Below are 10,453 nucleotides of genomic sequence, written 5' to 3'. Positions count from 1 at the left end.
CTCTTGGAGGATGGCCGCTAAGGACTGGTCTGGGTCAGAGCTGCCATCGTCATTGACTGCCATCGTCGGTTGGTTGGGGTGAAAAAAAGTTTTCAACACCTGCTGGGACTTAAGGGCAGCTAATTCCGCCCTCAAAGTCTGCAACTCCGCCATTAACGAACCTACATCTGGACTGTCATCAGCCATATAATTCCATGATTTCTAGGCGATCGCCATTTTCTGCCGTTGCTACTATCGGTTACTGTCCGCCGTTGATCTGGGCAAATGGGGCAAATAAAATAAGTAGTCATGCACCCCAGTCTAATCAGCAGTCCCTACCCTTTCAGAATAACAGAAACTTATGAAGTTGTTTGAAAGCCCTCTGTCCTCCAAGTTTGGCGGCAAATTAGGGGAAAGTCCCCCTTATTAGAGAGTTTAGGCGATAAATTAAAACTTTGCCCCCAGCCTCTTGGTGGCTTGCCAGGACGAGGCTACGTCTCCTGGCGGCAGTTGGGTTAGAATCGGGGGAATTGTCTGTTGAGGGGAATTAACCCCTAATATTTCCCATTTGAGAAAGTTATGTCAGTTTTAGCGGCGTTGGCGGCGATCGGAGTACTTGCATTATTAATTGCGGTGCATGAGTTGGGGCACTTTGCGGCCGCCCGTTTACAGGGCATCCATGTAACTCGATTTGCCTTGGGATTTGGGCCACCGCTGTTGAAATATCAGGGTGCTGAAACGGAATATTCCATCCGAGCCATTCCCCTGGGGGGCTACGTGGCTTTCCCCGATGATGATCCAGACAGTGAAATTCCCGCCGACGATCCCGATTTGCTGAAAAACCGCCCTATCCTCGACCGGGCTATTGTCATTAGTGCCGGGGTAATTGCCAATTTGGTTTTTGCTTACTTTCTCCTCATTGGTCAGGTGAGTACCATTGGTTTTCAGAATATTCAACCTGGTTTGGTCATTCCCCAGGTGGACAGCGCCTCAGCGGCCCAGGCAGCCGGGGTGGAGCCGGGGGACATTGTGCTTTCCCTCCAGGGCAACGCTTTACCGGGTTTTCCCGATGCCACTACCCAGTTTATTGACATTGTGCGGCGATCGCCGTCGGTGCCTATCATAGTGGAAGTGCAACGGGGAGAGGAGACTAAAACCCTAACCATTACCCCCAGTCAAGATGCTGAAGGTCACGGTAAAATTGGCGTCGCTTTGTTGCCCAATGTGGAAACCAAACGGGCCGCTAATCCCATCGAAGCTTTAACCTATAGCGCTGAAGCCTTTGAAAGGATTGTGAAGCTGACCGGCCAGGGCTTTTGGCAGTTGGCCAGTAACTTTGCCGACAATGCTTCCCAGGTGGCGGGGCCAGTGAAAATTGTTGAGTATGGCGCTAACATTGCCCGCTCCGATGCCAGTAACCTATTCCAATTTGGGGCCCTGATTAGCATTAACCTCGCGGTGATTAATATTCTGCCCCTGCCCGCTTTGGATGGTGGTCAACTGGTGTTTTTGTTGATTGAAGGACTCCTGGGCAAACCCCTACCGGAAAAGTTCCAGATGGGAGTGATGCAAACGGGATTGGTGCTTCTGCTGAGCTTGGGGGTGTTTTTAATTGTGCGGGATACCCTGAATTTGACCTTTGTGCAGGAGTTTTTGCCTTCCTTTACGGGCTATGAGTAGTTTGTTACGAAAAATGGCCAGTAAAAAACAACGGGCAACGGAAATTCTGCTCATTCTCAAACGGCTCTACCCCGGTGCCACCTGTAGCTTGGATTATCAAACTCCAGTACAACTTTTGGTAGCAACCATCCTTTCGGCCCAATGCACCGATGAACGGGTCAATAAGGTTACCCCGGCCCTGTTTCGGCGTTATCCCGACGCAGCGGCCCTGGCCTACGGCGATCGCCAGGAGATTGAAGAATTAATCCATTCCACCGGCTTTTTCCGCAATAAAGCTAAAAATATCCAGGGAGCTTGCCGCAAAATTGTCGAGGAATTTGACGGGGAAGTACCCCAACGGATGGAAGAGTTATTGACCCTGCCCGGGGTGGCCCGCAAAACGGCCAATGTAGTGTTAGCCCACGCCTTCGGTATCCTCGCTGGGGTAACGGTGGACACCCACGTTAAACGCCTCAGTCAACGGTTGGGGTTAACCAAAGCAACCGATCCCATTCGCATTGAGCGGGATTTAATGAAACTGATTCCCCAGCCAGATTGGGAAAATTTTTCTATCCACATCATCTACCATGGTCGGGCGGTGTGTGCTGCCCGCAAGCCCCTCTGTGGGGAGTGTCAGTTAGCCCATCTTTGTCCTAGTGTTCAAGCAGGCTAAAATCTGCGACGGTTCAGGGTAGAAGTTGGAATCGGTTTGCCAAGTCTTCCCCCAACTTTTCCATAGGGGCATTATCACTCTTCTATCTTCACTTTTCTGATAGAAGAGCGATGTACCATCAAAATATACTTTGCCGAGCCCGTTGTTTATATCTTTAAACGCTCATTGCTAGTCCCACATAACTGACTTGAAATTCTAAAATTTCAGAGGGGGCGCTCCATAATCCAAGTTGTGCCCACCGCATTACCCACCGGATAGGGCACTTCTCCTTTTTTTTGAAATTGCCAACGCCGGTAAAAGGCGATCGCCGAAGTATTGTGATCCCACACTTTTAGCCAAACGCTGGCAAAGGCTTGAGCTTGGGCTAAATCCAAACAGGCCTGCATCAATTGATTGCCTAACCCTTGATGTTGCCATGTCGTCAGTAAATAAAGACGAACTAATTCGACGGTGGGGGTTGCCAATTCAGTCTCCATAGTAGGTGCTGAATGATCAAACAGATGGACATATCCAACTAATTCCCCTTGAGATTCTACTACTAACAACCATTGCCGATCATCTGCTAGGATTTCTTGTTCTTTTTCAGGATTAAAGGTTTGGGCTAGGTAGGCTTCCAAATCAGCGGAAGCGGTGGCTTTACCATAGGTATCTTGAAACGTCATTGCCGCTAATTGAGCCAAGCTTGTTGCATCATCAATGGTCGCTGGTCGAATCATTAAGGTCATAAATTTGGCAAAAATTTTTGTTAGGAGTTGACTGACAATTGGGTCTTTAAATTACATACAACCCAGCGTCTAAATCGTGACTAGGTAGGATTTCTTTGCTACTTTTAACGCATTCGGGGCAACCCCTACCAATCCCGAGACGGCGTTGCCCAACTCATTGAGCAAATTCCTTGCCCTGTCTAATTTTGCTTCCACATCCATCAAGCGCTCACCTGTCAGGGCTTGACCCAGATTCAACCGAATTTACTGATCAGGATAAATCAGGTTTTAAGGAAAAACATCTTTGGTACATATTTTTTGTGAAGTTCGGCGATCGCCTTCTCGCCCTGGGGACTCCGTTGGGGCACATATAATTTACAATTGTTACAATTGTGGCTGTTTCAAATAGGCCTCTCCTTTGGCCTGTCGTTGTGGCATAAAGTCTAGCTAAGGCCCAGAACCCCGACCGGCAAACAACACGACCCCATAACCTATACATCCAACCGCCCCTTTGTTTGCTGTTGGCTAAATTTACACGTAAATTCCTATGGAAAAAGATCTCACTCGTTACCGCAATATTGGTATTTTCGCCCACGTAGATGCGGGTAAAACCACCACCACCGAACGGATTTTGAAGTTAACCGGGAGAATCCACAAGCTCGGCGAGGTACACGAAGGCGAATCCACCATGGACTTCATGGATCAGGAAGCGGAGCGGGGTATCACTATCCAATCGGCGGCCACTAGTTGCTTTTGGAAAGAACACCAATTAAATATTATTGACACCCCTGGTCACGTAGACTTCACCATCGAAGTGTACCGCTCCCTCAAAGTGCTGGATGGCGGTGTGGGGGTATTCTGTGGTTCCGGCGGTGTGGAGCCCCAATCGGAAACCAACTGGCGTTATGCGAACGATTCTAAAGTTTCCCGTTTAATCTACATCAACAAGCTTGACCGCACCGGGGCGGATTTCTACCGGGTAGTTAAGCAGGTGGAAAACGTACTGGGTGCCAAACCCCTAGTGATGACCCTCCCCATCGGTACGGAAAATGATTTCGTCGGCGTGGTAGATATCCTGACGGAAAAAGCCTACATTTGGGATGACTCAGGCGATCCAGAAAAATATGAAATCACCGATGTGCCTGCCGATATGGTGGATGATGTGGCCACCTACCGGGAAATGATGATCGAAACGGCGGTGGAACAGGACGATGACTTGATGGAAAAATACCTGGAAGGGGAAGAAATCAGCATCGACGACATCAAGCGTTGCATTCGTTCAGGCACCCGTAAGCTAGACTTTTTCCCTACCTATGGTGGTTCCTCCTTCAAAAATAAGGGGGTACAACTGGTGCTAGATGCGGTGGTGGACTACCTGCCCAACCCGAAGGAAGTACCTCCCCAACCGGAAGTGGATCTAGAAGGGGAAGAAACCGGCAGTTTTGCCATCGTTGACCCCGAAGCTCCCCTGCGGGCCTTGGCGTTCAAAATTATGGACGACCGTTTCGGCGCTCTTACCTTCACCCGCATCTATTCCGGCACCCTGAGCAAAGGGGACACTGTGCTCAATACCGCCACCGGCAAAACAGAACGCATTGGCCGCTTGGTGGAAATGCACGCCGATTCCCGGGAAGAAATCGAGTCTGCCCAAGCTGGGGACATTGTGGCGATCGTGGGTATGAAAAACGTGCAAACAGGCCACACCCTCTGTGACCCGAAAAATCCAGCGACGTTGGAACCCATGGTCTTCCCCGACCCCGTAATCTCCATTGCCATTAAACCCAAGAAAAAAGGCATGGACGAAAAATTGGGCATGGCCCTGAGCAAAATGGTGCAGGAAGACCCCTCCTTCCAGGTGGAAACCGACGAAGAAAGCGGTGAAACCATCATTAAAGGGATGGGGGAATTGCACTTGGATATCAAAATGGATATTCTCAAGCGCACCCACGGCGTCGAAGTGGAAATGGGTAAACCCCAGGTGGCCTATCGGGAATCCATCACCCAAACTGTTTCCGACAGCTACGTCCACAAGAAACAGTCCGGTGGTTCTGGTCAGTACGCCAAAATTGACTACATCGTGGAGCCTGGGGAACCCGGTTCTGGCTTCCAGTTCGAGTCCAAAGTAACTGGTGGTAACGTGCCCCGGGAATACTGGCCGGCGGTGCAAAAAGGCTTTGACCAGAGTGTGGTTAAAGGGGTATTGGCGGGCTATCCCGTGGTGGACCTGAAAGTTACCCTCACCGATGGTGGCTTCCACCCTGTAGACTCTTCGGCGATCGCCTTTGAAATTGCAGCCAAAGCTGGCTATCGTCAGAGCTTACCCAAAGCTAAACCCCAAATTTTGGAACCGATCATGGCGGTGGATGTATTCACCCCAGAAGATCATATGGGGGATGTCATCGGTGATTTAAACCGTCGTCGGGGCATGATCAAATCCCAGGAAACCGGTGTGATGGGGGTACGGGTAAAAGCTGATGTGCCTTTGAGTGAAATGTTCGGCTACATTGGCGACCTACGCACCATGACTTCCGGTCGGGGTCAATTCTCTATGGTGTTTGATCATTACGCTCCCTGTCCCACCAACGTGGCCGAGGAAGTGATCAAAGAAGCTAAGGAACGGCAAGCCGCCGCCTAGTCCAATATGTGACTTTGACTGTCCTAAAATATTTTGCCCCCATTTTCGGGGGCTTTTTTTGTGCAATTTTTGCTTTCCCTACCATCGTGTACCATGGCCAAAGAGCCAAAGGCCTTTTGCAAGGGGGCAAAGACTGAATTCCCTGGAGCAAAATGCTGCTACTGGTTGCTTAATTTCAACTTTTTTCGATGAACGTAATTTTTCCCACGGTGTATGGTCCAGTAGTTTCCTGGCGCTATGGCCGTTCCCTCGGCATCGATCCCATTGGGGCAATCTCCACCTGTTCCTTTAACTGCGTTTACTGTCAACTGGGGGAAATTGAACATCTCAGCGGCGATCGCCAGATTTTTGTTGACACTGCCGACATTTTGGTGGAACTGGATAAATTTGCGCCCTGGCAAGTGGATGTAGTTACCCTGAGCGGGAGTGGAGAGCCAACCCTTGCCAAAAACTTGGGTGAAATTCTCCAGGGCATTAAAACCCTAACTGGTAGACCAACCCTGGTACTTACCAATGCCACATTGTTAAATGATGCCCAGGTAAGGGAGGAACTATCCCTAGCAGATAAGGTTTCCGTCAAGCTAGATGGACTGTGGCCAACCCAGTTGCAAAAAATTAACCGACCGATCGCCGACGTTAGCCTAGAAGGAATTTTGGCCGGCATTGAAGCCTTTCAAAAGCAATTTACGGGAGAATTGTCGGTGCAAACCATGGTGCTACAACCCTGGGACCAGGCCGCCGAACATCGTTACTTAGAACTATTGTCCGTAATTAAACCCCGGGAGGTACAACTCAATACCCCCACCAGACCCAAACCTCTCCAACGGGAACTGGAAGGCCGGGGCAATCACACTGGTAACCCCTACGGCGATCGGCCTGTGACTCAAATTAAATGTGTCGATGGTCAGACCCTACAAAACTTGGCCCAAAAAATAAGTGGGGCCACCGGCATTCCCGTCCGATGCGCCCCCCTAAAGGTTTTCTAGATATTCAGAACAATCTTTCAGTAAATGGAGCCGAGCAGAATTGAACTGCTGTCCAAACTGGGTATTAACTTTCCGTTCATTCACAGGTTTAGTCCTTCTAGCCCTCGGACGGGGACCATCGATTATCCCTGATGGTGGGATGCTCTAGTCTAAGTCTTGGTTGTTTAGCTAACTAGAGAAGAGCCAAACAAAGCATCCGTTGGGGTTAACCTCTAATCCTTAACGGAGTCAGAAAAGAAGTAAACGGTCTTTGACAAGAAAATGTAGCTTTTACAGACTAGGCTGCTACGGCTACCCGTTTGAAGCTGACGATGTTATTCGCAGTTACTTTTTTTTGAGCCTTTGATTTACGAGAGGAGACTCACTCTCGACCTGCATCACGGGCAAGCTTTCGCCAACCTGTCGAAACCATTGCGGCCCCTTGTTATGCGTCTCTGATTATAAACCATTCTTCAGGGAAACGACAAAAAGGAGCAGGGCCAGCTTCAGCCTCTGCCCCAATTATGGCTAACAAAGATGCTTCCTTCCCCAAACTGATTAGATCATTGGTTAGTTCGGGAAGATGGAACTTAGCCATCAAAAGTCAGGAGTGCATAAACCCCGACGATGACCTTTCAACCTTTCTTAGAGGACTTGCTCAACTTCAGAAATTTCCGGAATCATTTCCCTTAATTTGCGCTCAATGCCCATTTTTAGGGTCATGGTGGAACTGGGGCAAGCTCCACAGGCTCCCTGTAAACGCACTTTGACGATGGGGCCATCTAGCTCCACCACTTCAACGTTCCCACCGTCGGCCATTAGATAGGGACGGAGTTCATCCAATACCGTTTCCACATTATTTAGGGTGAGTTCCATCGCTTGTTAACCTCAGCTAAAAATTTTTGACTACCACTAATATCCTAACGTTAACCCCGGGGCCAAGGCTGGCAAAAATCCCGGGGCTGAGGATAGAGAAAAGCAATTAGCGGTCTTTTAACCAACTGAACATAGCCCGTAGGTCTTTGCCCACTTCTTCGATCAGTTCTTCCGATTCCCGACGACGCATGGCGGTGAAACCTGGTTTACCAGCTTGGTTTTCCAAGACAAATTCCCGGGCAAACTGACCCGATTGGATTTCGTCGAGAATTTGCCGCATTTCTGCCTTGGTTTCTTCGGTGACAATGCGGGGTCCCCTGGTCAAATCACCATACTCAGCGGTGTTAGAAATGCTGTCTCGCATTTTGGCCAAGCCACCTTCTACGATTAAATCGACAATCAATTTAACTTCGTGGAGACATTCAAAATAGGCCAATTCTGGCTGATAACCAGCTTCCACCAGGGTATCAAATCCCGCTTTGATCAAAGCAGTCAGACCGCCGCAGAGCACCACTTGTTCGCCAAAAAGATCGGTTTCGGTTTCTTCCCGGAAAGTGGTTTCTAAAATACCAGCCCTGGTGCCCCCAATGCCCTTAGCGTAGGCCATGGCATAGTCCCGAGCTTGGCCACTGGCGTCTTGGTACACGGCAAACAGAGCCGGAACTCCCTGGCCTTGTTCGTAGGTACGACGCACTAAATGACCGGGGCCTTTGGGAGCGGCCATGACCACATCCACATCGACGGGGGGGACAATCTGGGCAAAGTTAATGTTGAAGCCGTGGGCAAACAGGAGCACGTTGCCAGCAACGAGGTTAGGGGCAATTTCTGCTTCGTAAACGGATTTTTGCACTTCATCGGGCAGGAGAATCATAATTAGATCCGCTGCTTTGGCCGCTTCAGCTACAGATAAAACTTTTAGTCCGGCCCCTTCTGCTTTGGCAACGGATTTACTGCCACCGTATAGCCCGACGACCACGTTAACGCCACTATCTTTGAGGTTGAGCGCATGGGCGTGACCTTGGGAGCCATAGCCGATAATAGCCACGGTTTTTCCGGCTAAGAGGTCAAGATTGGCATCTTGATCGTAATACATACGAGCCATGTAACTATCTCCTTGCTGCGATTGAATGGTGCTCTGCAAACTTTTAATCATAGCAAATGCTGGTCTGCTTACTCTGCTCGGGAAGCAGCGGAAGTGGTGTAGGATCGAAACCTGTGCCTTTTAATTTGCTTTATGCTCTATGCCTGCTCTAATCAACACTGTTAAATCCATTGATGATCAACTTTCCCGACGCCACATTGACTTAGATCCGGCCGGGTACTGGTTGGTCATGGTAGAGCGGGAAGCCGCGGTGTTGAAGGTGGAACACTACAGTAATGACATTAATGACCAGGGTTTGGCGGTGGATCCAGAAACGGGGGAAGTAATTGCCTGTCAGGGGGGAAAGAAAAGGCTGCCCACTCTGACTTTAACGGGGCACACTGCCAAGGAGTTGTGCGTGAAAATTTTTGAGGAGTTAGACCCCTGTCCAGTGACTATGCTTAACCATGCTGCCTACTTAGGGCGGGAGTTAATGCGGGCGGAACTGGCCCTGGTTGGGGGCGCGGAGTACGTCCAAGATTAGTTAAAGTCAATGGTCTTGTGCCCTGTTATCCCATTGGGCAAGGGAACAGAGACTACTGAAAAGTCTACAAAATAGGAGGTTAAAGTGATGGAAATTCTACCGGCGATCGATCTTCTAGAGGGTAAATGCGTGCGCCTCTATCAAGGGGATTATGGCCAATCCCAGGTGTATCACGAAGATCCGGTGGCGGTGGCTGAGCAGTGGCAGGCCCAGGGGGCAAGTCGTTTACATTTGGTAGATCTTGATGGCGCCAAGGAAGGTCAACCGGTTAACCTAACGGCGATCGCCAAAATCGTGGAAAGCCTAAATATCCCCGTACAGGTGGGGGGCGGCCTGCGGGACCGGGCTAGGGTAAAGCAGTTGCTGGATTTAGGGGTAAACCGAGTCATTCTAGGCACGATCGCCGTGGAAAATCCCGATTTAGTGGGGGAATTATGTACGGAATTTCCTGGGCAAATTGTGGTGGGTATTGATGCCCGCAATGGCAAAGTGGCCACTAGAGGATGGTTGGAAACTTCTACGGTGGAAGCAGGGGAATTGGCCCAGCGCATGGAAAAACTAGGAGCGGCGGCCATCATCTACACCGATATCCACCGAGACGGCACCATGGCGGGCCCTAACCTGGAAGCCCTAAGGCAACTAGCTAGTCAGTTAACCATTCCTGTCATTGCATCGGGGGGAGTCAGCCAAGTACAAGACCTCTTGAATCTACTCAGCCTGGAAAGTCTGGGGGTAAACGGAGTCATCATTGGCAAAGCTCTCTATACTGGCGATATTCAATTGGAAGCAGCAATCCGGGCGGTGGGTAACGGCCGCTGGCAAGATGTGCCGCCGTCGGACTTTCCTCGTTTGGGCTAGTTTTTGTTGATCATTTACATTCCATTGACGCTGACTTGATTTTGCCTGGGCTGGAGGAAAACTTTAACGCCTTCGATGGCAGTGTGGCTTTGCCATTCTTTTTTGGTATCAGGATAATCCACACGGTAATGGCCTCCCCGACTTTCCTGGCGAAAAAGAGCACTGGTCAAAATCAATTGAGCTATATCCAGCAAATTATGGGTTTCGGCCCACAACTGTACGAATTCCTCTAACCCAGGGCCGCTTAAGCTAATTTTTTGATCCTCTGGTAGGTGGGCTAAAAGTTTGCTACTGCTGAGTTGTTGCCATTGTTCTTGCCACTTTTCTAATTTGGCGATCGCCGTTTGTAAGGTTTCGGCTTGGCGACAAATACCGGCGGTTTGCCACATCAAGCGGGGCAGTTCACTGCGCCAATGGTTGAGAAGGATTAGGTCATTGACGGTGTCTAGCTGAATTTCCGTCACTGTTGATTGACTGAC

The 10,453-nt window shown here is 49.8% G+C and carries 10 protein-coding genes, 1 other RNA gene and 1 pseudogene; 6 read left to right on the top strand and 6 right to left on the bottom strand.

The features are described 5' to 3' along the window. The coding region (locus IQ219_RS10565; protein WP_194072572.1) for a hypothetical protein at positions 1-186 on the bottom strand (186 nt) is incomplete at its 3' end. A 372-nt stretch (positions 187-558) separates the two neighbouring features. Here IQ219_RS10565 and rseP point away from each other — a divergent pair. Both rseP and nth read left to right on the top strand, forming a co-directional pair. Next, positions 559-1,659 (top strand): RIP metalloprotease RseP, encoded by a 1,101-nt coding sequence (gene rseP / locus IQ219_RS10560; RefSeq protein WP_194072571.1) that lies wholly within the window; start codon positions 559-561, stop codon positions 1,657-1,659. Further along, the gene (gene nth / locus IQ219_RS10555; RefSeq protein ID WP_194072570.1) at positions 1,652-2,311 is read left to right on the top strand and encodes an endonuclease III; all 660 of its coding nucleotides are present in this window, start codon (positions 1,652-1,654) and stop codon (positions 2,309-2,311) included. Before rseP ends, nth begins: the two co-directional genes overlap by 8 nt. A gap of 203 nt (positions 2,312-2,514) precedes the next feature. On the opposite strand, the gene IQ219_RS10550 is transcribed toward nth, so the two are convergent. Continuing rightward, positions 2,515-3,036, bottom strand: a complete 522-nt coding sequence (locus IQ219_RS10550) for a GNAT family N-acetyltransferase (RefSeq protein WP_194072569.1) — start codon at positions 3,034-3,036, stop codon at positions 2,515-2,517. A gap of 526 nt (positions 3,037-3,562) precedes the next feature. Between IQ219_RS10550 and fusB the strand changes: the two genes are divergently transcribed. Both fusB and IQ219_RS10540 read left to right on the top strand, forming a co-directional pair. Further along, on the top strand, positions 3,563-5,650 hold the full coding sequence (gene fusB, locus IQ219_RS10545; protein ID WP_190598880.1) for an elongation factor G variant FusB: 2,088 nt from the start codon (positions 3,563-3,565) through the stop codon (positions 5,648-5,650). 188 nt (positions 5,651-5,838) lie between these two features. Next, on the top strand, positions 5,839-6,636 hold the full coding sequence (locus IQ219_RS10540) for a radical SAM protein (protein WP_194072568.1): 798 nt from the start codon (positions 5,839-5,841) through the stop codon (positions 6,634-6,636). 22 nt (positions 6,637-6,658) lie between these two features. Here the strand turns inward: IQ219_RS10540 and ssrA are convergent. From ssrA to ilvC, 3 genes are all read right to left on the bottom strand, one after another. Beyond that, positions 6,659-7,057: a transfer-messenger RNA gene (gene ssrA / locus IQ219_RS10535) on the bottom strand. Positions 7,058-7,260: 203 nt separating this feature from the next. Continuing rightward, on the bottom strand, positions 7,261-7,491 hold the full coding sequence (locus IQ219_RS10530; RefSeq protein ID WP_190598882.1) for a NifU family protein: 231 nt from the start codon (positions 7,489-7,491) through the stop codon (positions 7,261-7,263). 106 nt (positions 7,492-7,597) lie between these two features. Next, a complete protein-coding gene (ilvC, locus tag IQ219_RS10525) occupies positions 7,598-8,644 on the bottom strand; it encodes a ketol-acid reductoisomerase (protein ID WP_194072567.1) in 1,047 nt (348 codons plus the stop codon). Positions 8,645-8,732: 88 nt separating this feature from the next. Here ilvC and IQ219_RS10520 point away from each other — a divergent pair, with 88 nt between their 5' ends. Together IQ219_RS10520 and hisA are read left to right on the top strand one after the other, a co-directional pair. Further along, entirely contained in the window at positions 8,733-9,116 is a 384-nt protein-coding gene (locus IQ219_RS10520; protein WP_190598884.1) for a DUF4346 domain-containing protein, read from the top strand. Positions 9,117-9,203: 87 nt separating this feature from the next. Next, positions 9,204-9,974: a 1-(5-phosphoribosyl)-5-[(5-phosphoribosylamino)methylideneamino]imidazole-4-carboxamide isomerase gene (hisA, locus tag IQ219_RS10515; RefSeq protein ID WP_194072566.1), complete on the top strand. Its 771-nt coding sequence runs from the start codon at positions 9,204-9,206 to the stop codon at positions 9,972-9,974. Positions 9,975-9,988: 14 nt separating this feature from the next. Here the strand turns inward: hisA and IQ219_RS10510 are convergent. Continuing rightward, positions 9,989-10,453: pseudogene (locus IQ219_RS10510) on the bottom strand (L-aspartate oxidase); the annotation flags it as partial.

The sequence above is a fragment of the Synechocystis sp. LEGE 06083 genome (genome assembly GCF_015207725.1).
In the GTDB taxonomy this organism is placed as follows: Bacteria; Cyanobacteriota; Cyanobacteriia; order Cyanobacteriales; family Microcystaceae; genus Synechocystis; species Synechocystis salina.
Note: the sequence above shows the minus strand (reverse complement) of the source record. Positions and strands in the feature narration are given on the sequence as shown.

Bases quoted from the DNA above. Each gene is read 5' to 3' on its own strand.
- hisA (WP_194072566.1), top strand. From the start codon at position 9,204: ATGGAAATTCTACCGGCGATCGATCTTCTAGAGGGTAAATGCGTGCGC.
- IQ219_RS10520 (WP_190598884.1), top strand. From the start codon at position 8,733: ATGCCTGCTCTAATCAACACTGTTAAATCCATTGATGATCAACTTTCC.
- fusB (WP_190598880.1), top strand. From the start codon at position 3,563: ATGGAAAAAGATCTCACTCGTTACCGCAATATTGGTATTTTCGCCCAC.
- IQ219_RS10530 (WP_190598882.1), bottom strand. From the start codon at position 7,491: ATGGAACTCACCCTAAATAATGTGGAAACGGTATTGGATGAACTCCGT.
- IQ219_RS10540 (WP_194072568.1), top strand. From the start codon at position 5,839: ATGAACGTAATTTTTCCCACGGTGTATGGTCCAGTAGTTTCCTGGCGC.
- nth (WP_194072570.1), top strand. From the start codon at position 1,652: ATGAGTAGTTTGTTACGAAAAATGGCCAGTAAAAAACAACGGGCAACG.
- rseP (WP_194072571.1), top strand. From the start codon at position 559: ATGTCAGTTTTAGCGGCGTTGGCGGCGATCGGAGTACTTGCATTATTA.
- ilvC (WP_194072567.1), bottom strand. From the start codon at position 8,644: ATGATTAAAAGTTTGCAGAGCACCATTCAATCGCAGCAAGGAGATAGT.
- IQ219_RS10550 (WP_194072569.1), bottom strand. From the start codon at position 3,036: ATGACCTTAATGATTCGACCAGCGACCATTGATGATGCAACAAGCTTG.